At 65.2% G+C, this 16334-nt stretch carries 18 protein-coding genes; 3 read left to right on the top strand and 15 right to left on the bottom strand.

The features are described 5' to 3' along the window. Positions 1–82: 82 nt before the first annotated feature. From MH112_RS09420 to glyA, 9 genes are all read right to left on the bottom strand, one after another. Positions 83–2209: a sodium-translocating pyrophosphatase gene (locus MH112_RS09420; protein WP_296566977.1), complete on the bottom strand. Its 2127-nt coding sequence runs from the start codon at positions 2207–2209 to the stop codon at positions 83–85. A 189-nt stretch (positions 2210–2398) separates the two neighbouring features. Next, a complete protein-coding gene (locus MH112_RS09415; RefSeq protein ID WP_296566974.1) occupies positions 2399–2830 on the bottom strand; it encodes a hypothetical protein in 432 nt (143 codons plus the stop codon). A 41-nt stretch (positions 2831–2871) separates the two neighbouring features. Next, entirely contained in the window at positions 2872–3840 is a 969-nt protein-coding gene (gene thiL / locus MH112_RS09410; protein ID WP_296566972.1) for a thiamine-phosphate kinase, read from the bottom strand. Further along, the gene (nusB, locus tag MH112_RS09405) at positions 3827–4297 is read right to left on the bottom strand and encodes a transcription antitermination factor NusB (protein WP_296566969.1); all 471 of its coding nucleotides are present in this window, start codon (positions 4295–4297) and stop codon (positions 3827–3829) included. The genes thiL and nusB overlap by 14 nt, the downstream gene beginning before the upstream one ends. After that, a complete protein-coding gene (locus MH112_RS09400) occupies positions 4294–4755 on the bottom strand; it encodes a 6,7-dimethyl-8-ribityllumazine synthase (protein ID WP_296566966.1) in 462 nt (153 codons plus the stop codon). The genes nusB and MH112_RS09400 overlap by 4 nt, the downstream gene beginning before the upstream one ends. Before the next feature lie 42 nt (positions 4756–4797). Next, complete coding sequence (locus MH112_RS09395) at positions 4798–5388, bottom strand: riboflavin synthase (protein WP_296566963.1); 591 nt, start codon at positions 5386–5388, stop codon at positions 4798–4800. Next, positions 5389–6030, bottom strand: coding sequence for a RibD family protein (locus MH112_RS09390; RefSeq protein ID WP_296566962.1), 642 nt, complete (start codon positions 6028–6030; stop codon positions 5389–5391). It abuts the gene before it with no gap. Between the two features lie 29 nt (positions 6031–6059). Continuing rightward, positions 6060–6533 carry a transcriptional regulator NrdR gene (gene nrdR, locus MH112_RS09385; RefSeq protein ID WP_296566958.1) on the bottom strand — a complete coding sequence of 158 codons (474 nt, stop codon included), beginning with the start codon at positions 6531–6533 and terminating at the stop codon, positions 6060–6062. 33 nt (positions 6534–6566) lie between these two features. Next, positions 6567–7862 carry a serine hydroxymethyltransferase gene (gene glyA / locus MH112_RS09380; protein WP_296566956.1) on the bottom strand — a complete coding sequence of 432 codons (1296 nt, stop codon included), beginning with the start codon at positions 7860–7862 and terminating at the stop codon, positions 6567–6569. Between the two features lie 179 nt (positions 7863–8041). Here glyA and MH112_RS09375 point away from each other — a divergent pair, with 179 nt between their 5' ends. Then, on the top strand, positions 8042–8470 hold the full coding sequence (locus tag MH112_RS09375) for a MucR family transcriptional regulator (RefSeq protein ID WP_296566954.1): 429 nt from the start codon (positions 8042–8044) through the stop codon (positions 8468–8470). Positions 8471–8479: 9 nt separating this feature from the next. On the opposite strand, the gene hemA is transcribed toward MH112_RS09375, so the two are convergent. The 4 genes from hemA to MH112_RS09355 all read right to left on the bottom strand — a co-directional run bounded on the left by hemA (position 8480) and on the right by MH112_RS09355 (position 13019). Continuing rightward, positions 8480–9709 (bottom strand): 5-aminolevulinate synthase, encoded by a 1230-nt coding sequence (gene hemA, locus MH112_RS09370; protein WP_296566951.1) that lies wholly within the window; start codon positions 9707–9709, stop codon positions 8480–8482. 156 nt (positions 9710–9865) lie between these two features. Further along, complete coding sequence (gene mmsB, locus MH112_RS09365; RefSeq protein WP_296567180.1) at positions 9866–10852, bottom strand: 3-hydroxyisobutyrate dehydrogenase; 987 nt, start codon at positions 10850–10852, stop codon at positions 9866–9868. After that, positions 10828–11886, bottom strand: a complete 1059-nt coding sequence (locus MH112_RS09360; protein ID WP_296566949.1) for an enoyl-CoA hydratase/isomerase family protein — start codon at positions 11884–11886, stop codon at positions 10828–10830. The genes mmsB and MH112_RS09360 overlap by 25 nt, the downstream gene beginning before the upstream one ends. Then, entirely contained in the window at positions 11883–13019 is a 1137-nt protein-coding gene (locus MH112_RS09355) for an acyl-CoA dehydrogenase family protein (RefSeq protein WP_296566947.1), read from the bottom strand. The genes MH112_RS09360 and MH112_RS09355 overlap by 4 nt, the downstream gene beginning before the upstream one ends. A gap of 71 nt (positions 13020–13090) precedes the next feature. Here MH112_RS09355 and MH112_RS09350 point away from each other — a divergent pair, with 71 nt between their 5' ends. Both MH112_RS09350 and hemB read left to right on the top strand, forming a co-directional pair. Then, entirely contained in the window at positions 13091–13570 is a 480-nt protein-coding gene (locus MH112_RS09350; RefSeq protein WP_296566944.1) for a hypothetical protein, read from the top strand. Further along, positions 13567–14583, top strand: coding sequence for a porphobilinogen synthase (gene hemB, locus MH112_RS09345; RefSeq protein WP_296566942.1), 1017 nt, complete (start codon positions 13567–13569; stop codon positions 14581–14583). Before MH112_RS09350 ends, hemB begins: the two co-directional genes overlap by 4 nt. Here the strand turns inward: hemB and MH112_RS09340 are convergent. Both MH112_RS09340 and MH112_RS09335 read right to left on the bottom strand, forming a co-directional pair. After that, positions 14580–15443 carry an alpha/beta hydrolase gene (locus MH112_RS09340; protein WP_296566939.1) on the bottom strand — a complete coding sequence of 288 codons (864 nt, stop codon included), beginning with the start codon at positions 15441–15443 and terminating at the stop codon, positions 14580–14582. The two genes, hemB and MH112_RS09340, sit on opposite strands and share 4 nt — an antisense overlap. Then, a complete protein-coding gene (locus MH112_RS09335; protein ID WP_296566937.1) occupies positions 15440–16306 on the bottom strand; it encodes an NAD(P)-dependent oxidoreductase in 867 nt (288 codons plus the stop codon). The genes MH112_RS09340 and MH112_RS09335 overlap by 4 nt, the downstream gene beginning before the upstream one ends. Between the last annotated feature and the right edge of the window lie 28 nt (positions 16307–16334).

Genomic DNA, 16334 nt, shown 5'->3' with positions numbered 1-16334 from the left:
CGGCCTCTGAGGGCGCCCAACGAAAACGCCCCGGAGATCACTCTCCGGGGCGTTCGTCGTTCTGGCTCCGGCTTGAGCGGGCTTAGCCGCCCACACCATGAGCCAGGATCGCCAGCAGCAGCAGAGCCACAATGTTGGTGATCTTGATCATCGGGTTCACAGCCGGACCGGCCGTATCTTTGTAGGGGTCGCCGACGGTGTCGCCGGTGACGGCGGCCTTGTGAGCCTCCGACCCCTTGCCCCCGTGGTGGCCTTCCTCGATGAGCTTCTTAGCGTTGTCCCAGGCGCCGCCACCCGAGGTCATCGAGATCGCCACGAACAGACCGGTCACAATGACCCCCATGAGCATGGCACCCAGGGCCGAGAAGGCGTCAGCCTTGCCGGCAATGGCCATGATCACGAAGAACAGCACCACCGGAGAGACCACAGGCAGAAGGCTCGGCACGATCATCTCGCGGATGGCGGCCTTGGTGAGGATATCCACGGCGCGACCATATTCGGGCTTAACTTCGCCCGTCATGATGCCAGGGTTTTCCTTGAACTGCCGGCGAACCTCGACCACGACGGCCTCAGCTGCGCGACCCACGGCGGTCATCGACATGCCACCGAACAGGAAGGGCAGCAGCCCCCCGAACAGCAGGCCGACCACCACGTAGGGGTTGGACAGATCAAAGGCGACCACGCCCATGCCCTCGAAGAAGGACCCCGGCGCGGCGGTGGCTGAGAAGTACTTCAGATCCTCGGTATAGGCACCAAACAGCACCAGGGCACCGAGGCCAGCCGAACCGATGGCATAGCCCTTGGTGACAGCCTTGGTGGTGTTGCCGACCGCGTCCAGGGCGTCCGTGGACACGCGGACATCGGCAGGCAGACCGGCCATCTCGGCAATGCCGCCGGCATTGTCCGTCACCGGGCCAAAGGCGTCGAGGGCGACGATGAAGCCGGCCAGGGACAGCATGGCGGTGGTGGCGATGGCGATGCCGAACAGGCCCGCCAGACCATTGGCCACAATGATGCCGGCGATGATAACCAGGGCCGGAAGGGCCGTGGACTCAAGGCTGACCGCAAGGCCCTGGATGACGTTGGTGCCATGGCCCGAGACGCTGGCCTTGGCCACCGACTTCACCGGACGGAAGACCGTGCTGGTGTAGTACTCGGTGATGACCACGATGGCCGCGGTGACGGCGAGGCCGACCACGCCGCAATAGAACAGCGAAAGGCCATCGAAGCTGCGGGTCCCCAGGGTGACCATGTCCGGGACCATGCGGGTGGTGACCCACCAGATGGCGCCGACGGACAGCAGACCGGTGACAATCAGGCCGCGATAGAGCGCGCCCATAATGTTCCGGGACTTGCCGAGACGGACAAAGAAGGTGCCGATGATCGAGGTGATGATACAGACGCCGCAGATGGCCAGCGGCAGCATCATCATGGTCTCGACCAGGGGCGTGCCCCGGAAGAAGATGGCGGCCAGGACCATGGTCGCTACCGTGGTCACGGCGTAGGTCTCGAACAGATCGGCCGCCATGCCGGCGCAGTCACCGACATTGTCACCGACGTTGTCGGCAATGGTGGCGGCGTTGCGCGGATCATCCTCAGGGATGCCAGCCTCGACCTTGCCCACCATGTCGCCGCCCACGTCGGCACCCTTGGTGAAGATGCCGCCGCCCAGACGGGCGAAGATGGAGATCAGCGAGGCACCGAAGCCCAGGGCCACCAGCGAGTCGACCACTTCACGGCTGGTCAGTTCATAGCCAAGGGGACCGGTCAGCACGAAGAAATAGCCAGCCACGCCCACGAGGGCGAAGCCCGCCACCAGCATGCCGGTAACAGCGCCCGAGCGGAACGCCAGCGAAAGACCCTTTTCCAGGCTTTCAGAGGCGGCCTGGGCCGTGCGGACATTGGCCCGGACGGAAATCCACATGCCGGCGAAACCAGCCGCGCCCGACAGGACGGCACCGATCAGGAAGCCGATGGCCGGGAGAACCCCCAGCAGGACGCCCACACCGATGAGGATGACCACACCCACCATGGCGATGGTGGTGTACTGGCGCCGCAGATAGGCCTGGGCGCCTTCCTGGATGGCTGCGGCGATTTCCTGCATGCGGGGGTTGCCGGGGGAGGCCCGCATCAAAGATGCGGACTGGACGATGCCGTAAAGCACCGCCAGCAAGCCGGCGACTATCACCAGCATAAGCTCGAGACTCATAGTTCAGACGCCCCTATTCAATGGCGCGAAACCACGCCTCCCCGCCGCAACGGTGGAGAGAACGGGTCGCAACGTTTCCTCTGGGTTGAGACGCCTTCAATGCGGCGCCTCTATTTTCTTGGTCGCGGCGCGACTGTGCCAAGGTTGCGATAGGGGCGCAACGGATTGTGGCACTCAGACCCTATGGGCTCAGGCGCCCGGATGCTTGGGCAAGCCACTCTGCCGCTTGGCGGTCTGGGACATCACGGTCACGCCTTGAACGTCCTTGCCGCCCAACCGGACGGCCTCCTTCAACATCACAGCCTTGAGGCGAGCCTCATCAAGGGAGACAAAGTCCTTCTTGCCCGTGAAAGGCGCGCGATGGCCCGCCCGCACCAGAGCATCGCGGAAGAAGGGCTCCCTTGCCTGCAACTTCTGGATATTGGCCATGGGGGAGAGATTCAGGCGCACATTGACGAAGATGTAATTCACCACCCGGCTACCGAGCACCACGGGCAGGGCCAAGGGTGAAATATCCAGGTGTTGAGCGCTTGCTTCCTTACCCGCAGGCTTGCCGGCCGCAGAGGCTTGGCGGGCAAACAGAAGGACCGGAAGGGCAGCTATGAGGCTTCTGCGACGCATGCTTGAACCCTAGGCGAAACAGGGTTTCTGCATTCTTACGATCAGGGATGTGTCCAGCCGGTTTTGCCGAGGACCAGCGGCACGCCGTCCAGGGTGACGCTCACCCCCGAGCCCGCCTCCACCACACCGATGATCGGAAGGCCCAGGGCTGATGCGGCGTCAGGGGGCGCGGTGATCAGCAGCTCATAGTCGTCGCCGAAGCCGGCCAGCGCCGACCGGGCGGCGGCGGCGTCCGATTGCGCGACAATCCAGGTCTCGGCGGCCGAGGACACCGGCATATTGGCCAGATCGAGCCTCAGACTGACCCCGCTGGCCTGGGCGACATGGGCCGCATCAGCGATCAACCCGTCGGAAATGTCCGCACAGGCCGACGCCCATCGGCGCAAACCTTCCCGCAGATCAAGCCTCGGGGCCGGTAGCTGGTATCTTTCTGTCAGATAGCCACTGGGGTCTGGCCAGCGACCTTGCACGGCGGCCAGGCCAAGCCCCCCGTCCCCGATCGGCCCGCTGACCATAACCAGGTCGCCAGGTTCGGCACCCGAGCGCAACACCGCCCGGCCCTGCGGGACCCAACCCAGCAGGGTCAGGCTGGCCACCAGGGGTCCCGACGTAGAGACGGTGTCGCCACCTAGAAGATTGAGGTTGAATGCTGCACCATCCACCTCAAGACCCCGTGCAAAGGCCTGACGCGTGGCAAAATCAGTCCCCTGGGGCCACGCCACGGCCAGGAAGTAGCCATAGGGTTCAGCACCCTTGGCGGCGAGATCAGAGAGATTGGTGCGCAAGAGCTTGCGCGCAATGAGGTCAGGAGCTTCGCCGAGCGGAACGTGGACGCCGGCGACGATGGCGTCCTTGGTGACCACCAGGTCGAAGCCGGGCCTCGAAGGGATCACCGCAGCATCATCCAACAGGCCCAGGGCCTCAGGCGCGCCCCGGGTCAGGGGCCGGTAGAGCCGGGCGATCTGTTCAAACTCTCCCGGCGGCTGGCCGGGGTCGTCAGGTCCGGACATCCTGGGCTACCCCGTCCAGGGCGCCATTCACAAAGCCAGGTTCTGGGCCCTCGAAGAACGACTTGGCCAGTTCCACATACTCATCGATCACCACCTCGGTGGGGACATCAGGGCGCTCCGCAAGCTCGTAAGCCCCTGAGCGCAAGATCGCCCGGACGGTGGCGTCCAGACGTTCCAGCCGCCAACCCTGGGCCAGACGGCGGACGACAGCGCGGTCCACCTTGGACTGATGTTCAACCACGCCGCGCAGCAGTTCGGCGAAGAACACCTCATCGGCACCAGTGAGGGCAAAGCCCTCCAGATCCCGCTCGAAACGGTGATCTGCAAACTCCCGGATCACAGCCTCGACCCCGGCCCCGGACACCTCCATCTGGTAGAGCGCCTGAACCACGGCCAGACGGGCCACAGAGCGGGCCTGCCGCGCCGGCTGAGGCGCAGGCGGAACGTCCGTCGTCATTGGTCGTGCCCAGACAGCCGGGCTTTCAGGCTAATCATTTCCAGGCAGGCACGCGCCGCGCCGCCTCCTTTATCGGCCTCGCTGGCCCGGGCGCGGGCCCAGGCCTGGGACTCTTCATCCACCGTCAGGATGCCGTTGCCGATGCACAGCTTGCGGCCAAGGGTCAGGTCCATCAGCCCCCGGGCCGACTCGTTGGACACCACTTCGAAATGATAGGTCTCACCGCGGATCACGCAGCCCAGGGCCACATAGCCGTCATAGGACACGCCGGCCCCAGCCCCTGAAGCGTCAGCCATGGCGATGGCGCCAGGAATCTCCAGGGCCCCCGGCACGGTCACCACGTCAAAGTCGACGTCATGTGCACTCAGGACATCCGTGGCCCCGGCCAGCAGAGCGTCGGCGATCTCGCTATAGAACCGCGCCTCGACCACGAGGACGCGCAATTTCTCGTCTTGCATCGTAGATTCCATGGACCGCAGAAGGCGGTCGTCTCCCTGCCTTTAGGCGGTTTCGCGCCAGCGCGCGAGATAGCGCGCCAGCATGTCGATCTCCAGATTGACCCGGACACCCGGCCTCAGCGCGCCCAGGGTGGTGACGTCCCAGGTGTGCGGAATCAGGTTCACGCCAAAGATGTCATCCTCCACCTCGTTCACGGTGAGCGACACCCCTTCGACCGTGATCGAGCCCTTGGGCGCGATGTAGCGATGCAGCGGTCTGGGAACCCGCACCTGCACCCGGTGTGAGCCGCCTTCGGAGCGCACCGAGGTGACCTCCCCAACTCCATCCACGTGGCCAGAGACTATGTGCCCGCCAAGTTCGTCACCAACCTTGGCTGACCGTTCAAGATTAACCGGATGGCCCACAGCCCACTGACCAAGGGTCGTCATGTTGAGGGTTTCGCCGGAAACCTCGACGGCAAACCAGTCCGCCCCCTTCTCCACCACGGTCAGGCAACAGCCGGCATGGGCGATAGATGCCCCGATGTCCACGGTGCTGAGATCAAAGCGGGTTTCGATCTCGAACCTGCGGTCACGGTTGGTGTCGCGTACGGCGCGCACCTTGCCGATATCGGTGATGATGCCGGTGAACATTCAGATCCTTTCGTAGCTTTCCCATAGGTCCTCGCCCAGAACGCGAACCTCGGTTCGGCGCAGGCGGGGCGCATCCGCCAGGGCGTCCAGAGACAGAGCGTCGACGGCTGACCGTCCATCCCCGCCGATAATGATCGGAGCGCGGAACCATTCGAGACGGGTCACACGCCCGCGCCGCAGAAAACTCGCCGCCGTCTCGCCACCGCCCTCAACGAACAGTCGATGGAGGCCAAGCTCCCCAAGGGCCGAGAGAGCTGCGGTGAGATCAGGCCTCCCGGCGGCGTCGGCCCTTACCCCCACCCCCCTTACCCCGAGCCGCGCCAGGGCGGGATCAAGGGGCGCGAGGCTGACCAGATAAGTCGGAATGTCCCTTGCCGACAGGGCAAGGCGCGAGGTGACCGGCAATCTCTGATGACTGTCGAGGACAATTCGGGCCGGCTGTGGTCCGTCATAGGCCGGCAGGCGCACAGTAAGTTCAGGGTCATCGGCCAGGGCCGTTCCGACCCCGATCAGCACGGCGTCATGGGTACTGCGGAGCCGGTGTACCTGTTCGCGGGCCTCTGGCCCCGTAATCCAGCGGCTCTCCCCTTGGGCGGTGGCAATACGACCGTCCAGGGAAGTGGCCAATTTCAAGGTGATCATCGCCGGATGCCGGCGCCAGGCACCAGGGCCTAGCGCTCCTCCTCGGAGGGGTCGCCAAAACCTTCGCTACCCAGGAAATCTGCGAAGTCACGGGTCTCGCGGAAGTCCCGGTAGACCGAGGCATAGCGAACATAGGCCACGTCATCGAGGGACTTGAGCGCCTTCATGACCAGCTCGCCGACCACCTGCGACGGGATATCGGTCTCCCCCATGCTTTCCAGCTGACGGGTGATGCCATTGACCATCCGGTCGACCTGCTCAGGGTCGACAGGCCGCTTGCGAATGGCGATGTCGATGGACCGCATGAGTTTCTCGCGGTCAAAGGGCGTTCGCCGTCCCGACCGCTTGATGATGATCAGCTCACGCAGCTGCACCCGTTCGAAGGTTGTGAAGCGGCCGCCACAGGCCGGGCACAGCCGCCGACGGCGGATCGCCGCACCGTCTTCCGACGGACGGCTGTCCTTCACTTGGCTTTCGGCGTGGCCGCAGAACGGGCATCGCATCGGTTCAGCCCCCTTTGGCCACTGCCGCTATGCCTAGTTGTAGATCGGGAAGCGCCGGGTCAAGGTCTCCACCTCGGCGCGCACCTTAGCTTCGACAGCGCTGTTGTCACCGCCGGCGGCAAGCCCATCCACGACTTCAGCGATCAGCTGGCCGATCCGGCGGAACTCCGCAGGACCAAAGCCCCGCGACGTGCCGGCCGGAGATCCCAACCGCAGGCCCGAGGTCTGCATGAAAGGAAGCGGATCGAAGGGGATGCCGTTCTTGTTGCAGGTGATGTTGGCCCGTTCCAGGGCGACCTCTGCGTCGGCCCCCGTAACACCCTTGGGCGTAAGGTCCACCAGCATCAGGTGGCTGTCAGTGCCCCCAGACACGATCTTCAGACCCGAGGCTGCAAGGGCGTCGGCCATGGCGCGAGCATTGTCGACGACCTGGCGGGCATAGAGCTTGAAGTCCGGCTTCAGGGCCTCGCCGAAGGCCACGGCCTTGGCGGCGATGACGTGCATCAGGGGGCCGCCCTGTAGCCCGGGGAACACCGCCGAATCGATTTTCTTGGCCAGCTTCTTATCGTTGGTCAGGATCAGACCGCCACGGGGACCGCGAAGGGTCTTGTGGGTCGTCGAGGTCACCACGTGGGCGTAGGGCATGGGGTTGGCATATACGCCGCCGGCGATCAGGCCGGCATAGTGGGCCATATCGACCATCAGGATGGCGCCCACGCTGTCGGCGATTTCCCGGAACCGCGCCCAGTCGAACTCGCGGCTGTAGGCCGACCCACCGGCGATGATCACCTTCGGCTTGGCGCTGAGGGCGATCTCTGCGGCCTGGTCATAGTCGATCAGCTGGTCCTGCTGGCGCACGGTATAGGCCACAGGATTGAACCACTTGCCCGACTGGTTCACGTCCTTGCCATGGGTCAGGTGGCCACCGGCCGCCAGATCCATCCCCATGAAGGTGTCCCCCGGCTTCATGGTCGCCATGAAGACCGCCTGATTGGCCTGGCTGCCGGAATGGGCCTGGACGTTGGCGTATTCAGCGCCAAACAGCCGCTTGGCCCGCTCGATGGCCAGGGTTTCGGCCACATCGACCTCTTCGCAGCCCCCATAGTAGCGCTTGCCCGGATAGCCCTCGGCGTACTTGTTGGTCAGGACCGACCCCTGGACCTCAAGAACCGCCCGCGAGACGATATTTTCCGAGGCGATCAGCTCGATCTGATCCTGCTGGCGCTTCAGCTCCTGGCTCAGGACATGGGCGATCTCTTGATCGGTATCGGCCACGCCTTGGCTGAAGAAGGCATCGGTGGCGGAGGTGGTTTGGGCTTGTGCGGTCAAGGGCGGGCCTCGGGTCGGAATCTGGTGGGGGCGGTGGCGCCTTTTACTCCCATCCCCCTCAGGTTCCAACCAAAGCCCGCAACGCACGGAACGAACAGCTCAGATGTGCGTTTTCAGACAATGCGTGGCTCCCGTTGAGCGCCACGACGGCGTTGCGTTCCGGCAGGAGACCTGGGTTTATGAGTATCGAAGACGAGGCCGCAGACCGCGCACGCGAAGCACTGCGACTGGCTGGGGATATTGTGACGGCCTATGTCAGTCGCAATGCCGTGAGCCTGGATGCCTTGCCAGATCTCATCAAAACCGTGCATGCCGCGCTTTCGCGCCTTGACCAGCCTGAGCCCATCGCCCTTGCTGAGCGCCCAAAGCCTGCAGTGCCCGTGAACCGCTCGATCCAGGAAGACTACATTGTCTGCCTGGAAGACGGAAAACAGCTGAAGATGCTCAAGCGCTACCTTCGCACCCGATACAATCTGAGCCCCGAGGACTACCGCCGCCGCTGGGGCCTTCCCGCCGACTATCCAATGGTCGCGCCAGCCTATGCGGCAAAGCGCTCGCAATTTGCCCGGCAGATCGGCCTGGGCAGGGGCGTCAGGCGGGGCAGCTAACCTGCGGCCCTAGGCGGCGACGCCGCCCACCCGCTGGATGTTGCAGTGGACCCAGAGGGTCTCAAGCGACTGCGCCAGATGATCCATCATCTCATCGGTATGAGAAGGCGACGGCGTAAAGCGGAGGCGCTCAGTCCCCCGCGGCACCGTGGGGTAGTTGATGGGCTGCACATAGATCCCATAGTCGCTCAGCAGGATGTCGGAGATCATCTTGCAATGGACGGGATCACCCACGAGCACCGGAACGATATGGCTCTCTGACGGCATCACCGGAATCCCGGCCTTGGCCAGCCGAACCTTCAGGGCCTCCGCCCGCGCCTGGTGGGCCTGACGGACCTCATCATGCTCCTTGAGGTAGCGGATCGAAGCCACCGCTCCAGCCGCCAGGGCCGGCGGGATCGAGGTGGTGAAGATAAAGCCGTCTGCATAAGACCGGATCGCATCGACGATCACCGCATCGGCGGCGATGTAACCGCCCATCACCCCAAAGGCCTTGCCAAGGGTGCCCTCGACAATGTCGATCTGGTCCATGACCCCGTCGCGTTCGGCGACGCCAGCACCGCGCGGGCCGTACATGCCAACCGCGTGGACTTCATCAAGATAGGTCATGGCGCCATAGCGCTTGGCCAGGGCAACCATCCCACGCATGTCAGCGATATCGCCGTCCATGGAATAGACGCTCTCAAAGGCGATCAGCTTGGGGGCATCGGCCGGTGCCGCGGCCAGCAATTCTTCGAGATGCGCCAGGTCGTTGTGGCGGAAAACCCGACGCTGCTCCCGGGCCCCGGCGCGGATGCCAGAGATCATCGAGTTATGATTCAGCTCATCGGAGAACATGATCAAGCCAGGCAGGATCTTGTACAGCGTCGAGAGCGAGGCTTCGTTCGACACATAGCCCGAGGTGAACAGCAGCGCGGCTTCCTTGCCGTGCAGATCGGCGAGCTCGTGCTCCAGCTCCACATGATAGTGGGTGGTGCCCGAGATGTTGCGGGTGCCGCCCGAGCCAGCGCCAGCCTCATCAATGGCCTGCTTCATGGCATCGAGGACAACGGGGTTCTGGCCCTGGCCAAGATAATCGTTGGAGCACCAGACCACCACGTCCTGAGACCCGCCATCCGGCTTGGTCCAGGTGGCCCTGGGAAATGCGCCGCGATGTCGCTTGAGGTCGGCGAAGACCCGATAGCGACCCTCGGCGTGAATCCGCTCGAGCGCGTTCTGGAAAGCGGTCCTGTAATCCATCGCAACGAAATCCGGCCGTGCGCTCGACGATCTCACGCCGCAGCCGTTCCCCTATGATCCGCCCCGGTTTTTGGCGCCGGGTACGGAAATTGTCTACATGGCGCAGCGTCGCGCCCGCTTGATCTACGTCAATGGCCGTCAGTTCTGCGCGAACGGTCAGGCCAATTGGTCGAGCCGCCCCCGCAGGAGCTGAAGTAGGCTCGAAAAGTCCTTTTCGCCATAGCCTAGCCGATCAAACAGCGCATAAAGCGCTTCGGCCTGCGACCCCAGGGGCGTTGAGACGCCAACTGTGGCCGCGGCGCCCTGGGCCAGCTTGAGATCCTTGAGCATCATCGAGACGGCGAATCCCCCCTCATAAGCCCGGTTCGACGGCGCGGTCGCCACGGGTCCTGGCCAGGGACAATAGGCGGTCAGGGACCAGCACTGACCCGATGACGCCGAGGCGATCTCGAAGAATCGCTCGGGATCCAGTTCCAGTCGTTCGGCCAGGGCCAGGGCTTCGCAAACCCCGATCATCGAGACGCCCAGCAACATGTTGTTGCAGATCTTGGCCGCTTGGCCTGCGCCGGGTTCCCCCGCCCAGGCCACTGTGCGGGCCATGGGCGATAGCGCAGTCTTCACCCGAGAAAAGTCCTGTTCGGGACAGCCCACCATGAAGGTCAGCGTTCCAGCGGCGGCCGCAGCAACCCCACCCGACACTGGAGCGTCTGCGGCGGCGAACCCGGCGGAATGGGCCTGCCGGGCCAGATCCCGCGCGGTGTCTACATCAATGGTCGAGCAGTCGATCAGCAGGGCCTTGGGGTCGGCATGGGGCAGGACCGCTTGCTGATAGACGTCCCGCACATGGGTCCCCGCCGGCAGCATGGTCAGCACCACCTCGGTGCCGCGCACCGCCTCGACGGCAGAGCCACTGGGGCTGGCCCCAGAGCCCGCCGCGCGCTCGAGGGCCTTAGGCGAAAGGTCGAAGGCCTGCACCTGATGTCCCGCCTGGGCCAGCACGGCAGCCATGCCGCCGCCCATATTTCCCAGGCCAATGAGGGCGTAGCGGGTCATGACCACCCCCGTGGAACTTGCCGGCGCATCGCGAGACTCCCATGAACTGGCGGTCCGTCGCCGCCTTAGTCCAAGGGTATCGGTCGCCAGGTCTGGGCAGAAGGCAAGGGGGCGAAAATTTCGTCGAGCATCGCTTCGGTGACCCCGGCCAGCTGGTTCGGATTCCAGCGCGGGGCATTGTCCTTGTCGATGATCACCGCCCGGACCCCCTCGATGAAATCATAGAGCCCCACGACCCGGGCCCCAATCCGGTACTCCATCTCCATGTTCTCGGCGAAAGTTGAGGCCTCAGCCCCCAGCGCCAACTGACGGAACGCCACCTTCAGGGTCTGGGGGGACTTGGTCTTCAGCACGGCCAGCTGCGCGCCAGCCCAGTCCCCGCCATCCGCCTCCAGGGCGGCAAAAATGGCCTCGACGCTGTCACCGGAAAACAGGTGATCCATCTCATCGCGGTGCGCCCCGAGCGGCGGGCGGCCGGGGTCAGCCTCCAGAAGGGTGAGATGGGTCTCAACAGCCGCAGGATCGGCCAAGATGCGCGTCTTGAGATCCTCCAGCTGGCTGGTGAGGATGTAGTCGGTGGCCAGGCCCAGCAGCTCGCAGTCGGCGGCCTTGATCCGGGCACCCGTGAGGGCGAGCCAAAGCCCCGACTTCCCCGGCAGTCGCGGCAGATGCCAGCCGCCCCCAACGTCGGGAAACAGGCCAATGCCGGTCTCTGGCATCGCAAAGCTGGTGCGTTCGGTGGCCACACGGTAGCGCGCGGGCAAGGCAAGCCCCACGCCGCCGCCCATGGTGACGCCATCCATGATCGCCATGACGGGCTTGGGGTACTCAAACAACAGGTGGTTCAACCGGTACTCGGTGAAGAAGAACTCCCGGGCCTCGAACCCGTCTCGGGCACCGCTGGCCGCCAACATCCGGATGTCGCCGCCGGCGCAGAACCCCCGCTCGCCAGAATGATCGATCAGCACGAACTCGACCGCCGGGTTGCTGCGCCAGCTGACCAGGGCGTCAATCATAGTCCGGCACATGGCTGTGGTCAGGGCGTGCAGGGCCTCAGGGCGGTTCAAGGTGAGGCACCCCACAGCACCTTCAAGACGGGCGTGAACCTCGGATAAGTCGCTCATCTGAACATCTCCCGGGCGATGATCACCCGCATGATCTCGTTCGTCCCCTCCAGGATCTGGTGGACGCGCAGGTCGCGGACGATTCGCTCCAGCGGGTAGTCGGCAAGGTAGCCATAGCCGCCGTGCAACTGCAGCGCCTCATTGGCGATCTGGAACCCGGCATCGGTGGCGAAGCGCTTGGCCATGGCGCAGAGCTTGGTGGCGTCTGGCCGGCCGGCGTCCAGGGCGGCGGCGGCCCGGCGCACCATCAGCCGGGCGGCCTCCAGTTCCGTGGCCATGTCGGCGAGCTTGAACTGCAAGGCCTGAAAGTCCCGCAGGGGTCGGCCAAACTGCCGTCGCTCGGCGAGATAGGCCTGGGCTGTATCCAGGGCGAGGGCGCCGCCGCCCAGCGAACAGGCGGCGATGTTCAGTCGCCCCCCGTCCAGCCCCATCATGGCGAACCGGAACCCCTCCCCTTCGCCCCCGATTCGTTGGCCAAGGGGCACACGAACATTGTCGAAATGGACCTGGGCGGTGGGCTGGGCATTCCAGCCCATCTTGCGCTCCAAGGCCCCGAAGGACAGCCCTGGCGTCCCCTTCTCCACCACGAAGGCCGAGATGCCGCCCGACCCGGCCCCGCCTGTGCGCGCCATCACAACATAGACGTCCGAGATCCCTCCACCGGAGATGAAGGCCTTGGTGCCGTTCAGGACATAGGTCTCCCCATCGCGGCGGGCCGTGGTGGCCAGGGCTGCAGCATCCGACCCCGCCCCAGGCTCGGTCAGGCAATAGGACGCGATCAGCTCCATTGTGCAGAGCCGCGGCACGTAGCGACGACGCAGAGCGTCATCGCCGAACCTGTCGATCAGCCAGGACGTCATGTTGTGGATGGTCAGATAGGCGGTGCTGGCCACGTCGCCATAGGCCAGCGACTCGAAGATCAGCGCGGCGTCCAAGCGCGACAGGCCAGACCCCCCAAGGTCCTCCGACAAATAGAGGCCGGCAAAACCCAGCCCAGCTGCCTTGCGCAAAGTCGGCACCGGAAAGTGCGATTCCCGGTCCCAAATGGCGGAAAATGGGGCCATTTCGGCCGCTGCGAAGGCCTGTGCCGCCGCCTGTAGGGCGCGCTGATCCTCTGAAAGTTCAAAATCCATGGTCTGGCCCCTCCATGGGCTTGAGGAACTTGCCCGGGCGGCGCACCCTGTCAACGACAGGGGGAGACAGCATGACCTTTGACGGCAGCGGCGCGATGGCGCGCGACCCGGCCCGCAACCTGGCCCTTCTGAACTACGGCCTGTTGTTCGCCTCCTTTTTCTTCGCCGGCGTGCCGGCCCTGGTGGCGGTGATCATCGCCTATACCCAGAGGGTTCAAGCGCCCGAGCCCGAGCGCAGCCACTTCACTTTCCAGATCCGCTGCTTCTGGATCGCCTTCATCCTGGCCTTACTGGCGGGCATCAGCGGGCTAGCTGCAGTGATCCATGTGGTGGCCTCGCTTTATGGGGTGGCCAACACCTTGGGCTGGGACGGGTTTGACAAGATGGAGGTGGTGATCGGGCAGTTGGCGATCGACGCGTCCCTGCTGTTTCTGATCATCGGCGCCGTCGCCCTGGCCTTTCTGTCGGGGCTCTGGCTGGTGGGAACCTCGGTGATCGGCGCCATCAGACTTGCCTCCGACCAGGGGATCGGTAAGAGCCGCCCCCTATGAGCCATCCCCCCCTCGCCGCCTACCCCGCCCTGCGCCTGCGTCGACTACGCCAGGCCGACTGGATCCGTCGCCTGGTCCGCGAGACCGTCCTGACCCCATCCGACCTGATCTGGTCGATGGTGGTGCACGAGGGCGAGGGCCAGGTCCCAGTCGCCTCGATGCCCGGCGTCGCCCGCCTGTCGGTGGCTGAGGCCGCCAAGGCAGCCGTGGAGGCGCGGCGTCTGGGCATTCCAGCCATCGCCGTCTTCCCGCACATCGACATGGCCCGAAAAGACTCCATGGGCTCCCTGGCCGCAGACCCCGACGGGCTGATCTGCCGGGCGGTCAAGGCCATGAAGGACGCCGCCCCCGAGGTCGGGATCATGTGCGACGTGGCGCTAGATCCCTTCACCGACCATGGCCATGACGGCTTGATTGAGAATGGCCGCATCCTCAATGACGCCACCATAGAGCGGCTGGTGGAGCAGGCCCTGGTCCAGGCCAGGGCCGGCTGCGACATCCTCGCCCCCTCCGACATGATGGACGGCCGGGTCGGTGCCCTGCGCACGGCGCTCGAGGCTGACGGCCTGCAGGACGTGATGATCATGTCCTATGCGGCCAAGTACGCCTCGGCCTTCTATGGCCCCTACCGCGACGCCATTGGCTCAGGGAAACTGGGCACAGGGTCTGTGGATAATCCTGGGGACAAAAAGACCTACCAGATGGACCCGGCCAATACCGAGGAGGCCCTGCGCGAGGTCGCCCTCGATATCGCCGAGGGCGCCGACATGGTCATGGTCAAGCCCGGCCTGCCCTATCTCGACATCCTGCGCCGTCTGGTGGAGGCCTACGCCCTGCCGACCTTCGCCTTCCAGGTTTCGGGGGAGTACGCGATGATCAAGGCCGCCGGGGCCAACGGCTGGATCGATGAAGACCGGGCGATCCTGGAGAGCCTGGGCGCCTTCAAGCGCGCCGGCGCGGCCGGAACCATCACCTATTTCGCCCCCCACGCGGCGCGCCTCCTGGGAGCCTAGGCCCTCAGCCAATCCACCAGGATCGCATTGACCGCCTCAGGTGCCTCCTGCTGGACCCAGTGGGAGACGCCGGGCAGTCGCTTGATCTGCAGGTCTGTGACATAGGCCTCGGTCCCTTCCAGGGTCTCCAGGCCCAGCGCCGCATCGGCCTCGCCCCAGACGATGAGGGTGGGGATCTCGATCTTCGCCCAGGGCTCGCGCATGAACTCAGAATGGCGGGCCGCAGCCCGGTACCAGTTGATCATGCCCGTGATGGCACCGGGCCGCTGGGCATCCAGGGCATAGCGATCCAGTACCGCCTTGGGGAACCGGCTCTTGTCCTTGGCCATACCTGCAAACGCCCGCCGGATGGCCCGGGCGTCATTGGCCAGCAACATCCGCTCCGGCAGCCCGCGGATCTGGAAGAAGGCCATGTACCAGGAGCGCAGCATCTGCTTGGGCGAACGGCGCAGGACCTGGGCGAACACCGCAGGATGGGGCACGTTCATGATCACAAGGCGCGACAGGGGCCGGACCTGACGGGCAGCAAAGGTCCAGGCGACGGCCGCACCCCAGTCGTGGGCCACCAGCATGACCTCCCGGGCACCTGCGGCGTCGATCAGAGCGGCCACATCCTCCAGCAGCCGCTCCATCCGGTAGCTATCCACATTCTGCGGCTTGGGCTCGGTCTCCCCATAGCCTCGCAGGTCCGGAGCCCATACGCGGTAGCCCAGGTCCGCCAACACCGGCATCTGGGCCCGCCAGGAGAACCGGCTCTCAGGAAAGCCGTGCAGGCATAGGGCCAAGCGGTCGCCCTCACCGGCCTCGTCGACGGCGAAGGTGAACCCATTCGCCTCGACCGTGCGCGTGGTGATGGTCATGACCCCTCCAAAGCCTCCAGCCGCGCCACAAGGCTCGAGGTATCCCAGCGCGCGCCGCCCATGGCTTGAACTTCACCATAGAAGCCGTCCACCAGCCGAGTCACATCCAGCCTGGCACCATTGCTCTGAGCCTCATCCAGCACCAGCCCCAGGTCCTTGCGCATCCAGTCGACGGCAAAGCCGAAGTCGAACAGCCCCTGGGCCATGGTAGGCCAGCGGTTGTCCATCTGCCACGACTGCGCCGCGCCCCTGGAGATGGCCGCCAGCACCTCTTGCGGATCAAGGCCCGCGCGCTTGGCAAAGTGCATGCCCTCGGCCAGCCCCTGGACAAGGCCGGCGATGCAGATCTGGTTGACCATCTTGGTCAGCTGGCCGGCACCGGCGGGACCCATGAGTCTGATCGCCTGAGCGTAGGCCCCCATCACGGGTTCGGCACGGGCGAAGGCCTCGGGCGTCCCGCCGCACATGATGGTCAGCCGGCCAGCCTCTGCGCCCGCCTGGCCCCCGGAAACCGGAGCGTCGATGAAGCTGCAGCCCCTGCGGGCGGCGAGGTCCGACATCTCCCGAGCCAGCACCGCCGAGGTGGTGGTGTGGTCGATGATCACCGCGCCCGGGGCCAGGACCTCAAGGGCCTCACCCACCACCTGGCGCACGTCATCGTCCCGCCCGACGCAGAGAATCAGCATTTCCGCCTGATCGGCGGCCTCAGCAATCGTGGGTGCCCAGCGCCCTGGATGGGTTTCTGTCCAGCGCTCCGCCTTGGCTGGGGTGCGATTGAAGACCGTCACCTCCTGCCCAGCCCCTGCCAGATGCCCGGCCATGGGGAAGCCCATCACCCCAAGACCCACAAACGCCAGCTTCATGTTCGCCCCCCAGACTCACAAATCGCAA

The sequence above is a fragment of the Phenylobacterium sp. genome, assembly GCF_022402485.1.
Taxonomy (GTDB): Bacteria; Pseudomonadota; Alphaproteobacteria; order Caulobacterales; family Caulobacteraceae; genus Phenylobacterium.
Note: the sequence above shows the minus strand (reverse complement) of the source record. Positions and strands in the feature narration are given on the sequence as shown.

Bases quoted from the DNA above. Each gene is read 5' to 3' on its own strand.
- MH112_RS09395 (WP_296566963.1), bottom strand. From the start codon at position 5,388: ATGTTCACCGGCATCATCACCGATATCGGCAAGGTGCGCGCCGTACGC.
- MH112_RS09420 (WP_296566977.1), bottom strand. From the start codon at position 2,209: ATGAGTCTCGAGCTTATGCTGGTGATAGTCGCCGGCTTGCTGGCGGTG.
- hemB (WP_296566942.1), top strand. From the start codon at position 13,567: ATGAGCCATCCCCCCCTCGCCGCCTACCCCGCCCTGCGCCTGCGTCGA.
- MH112_RS09350 (WP_296566944.1), top strand. From the start codon at position 13,091: ATGACCTTTGACGGCAGCGGCGCGATGGCGCGCGACCCGGCCCGCAAC.
- thiL (WP_296566972.1), bottom strand. From the start codon at position 3,840: ATGTCCGGACCTGACGACCCCGGCCAGCCGCCGGGAGAGTTTGAACAG.
- MH112_RS09340 (WP_296566939.1), bottom strand. From the start codon at position 15,443: ATGACCATCACCACGCGCACGGTCGAGGCGAATGGGTTCACCTTCGCC.
- hemA (WP_296566951.1), bottom strand. From the start codon at position 9,709: ATGGATTACAGGACCGCTTTCCAGAACGCGCTCGAGCGGATTCACGCC.
- MH112_RS09355 (WP_296566947.1), bottom strand. From the start codon at position 13,019: ATGGATTTTGAACTTTCAGAGGATCAGCGCGCCCTACAGGCGGCGGCA.
- MH112_RS09335 (WP_296566937.1), bottom strand. From the start codon at position 16,306: ATGAAGCTGGCGTTTGTGGGTCTTGGGGTGATGGGCTTCCCCATGGCC.
- nusB (WP_296566969.1), bottom strand. From the start codon at position 4,297: ATGACGACGGACGTTCCGCCTGCGCCTCAGCCGGCGCGGCAGGCCCGC.
- MH112_RS09375 (WP_296566954.1), top strand. From the start codon at position 8,042: ATGAGTATCGAAGACGAGGCCGCAGACCGCGCACGCGAAGCACTGCGA.
- MH112_RS09360 (WP_296566949.1), bottom strand. From the start codon at position 11,886: ATGAGCGACTTATCCGAGGTTCACGCCCGTCTTGAAGGTGCTGTGGGG.
- nrdR (WP_296566958.1), bottom strand. From the start codon at position 6,533: ATGCGATGCCCGTTCTGCGGCCACGCCGAAAGCCAAGTGAAGGACAGC.
- MH112_RS09400 (WP_296566966.1), bottom strand. From the start codon at position 4,755: ATGCAAGACGAGAAATTGCGCGTCCTCGTGGTCGAGGCGCGGTTCTAT.
- MH112_RS09390 (WP_296566962.1), bottom strand. From the start codon at position 6,030: ATGATCACCTTGAAATTGGCCACTTCCCTGGACGGTCGTATTGCCACC.
- MH112_RS09415 (WP_296566974.1), bottom strand. From the start codon at position 2,830: ATGCGTCGCAGAAGCCTCATAGCTGCCCTTCCGGTCCTTCTGTTTGCC.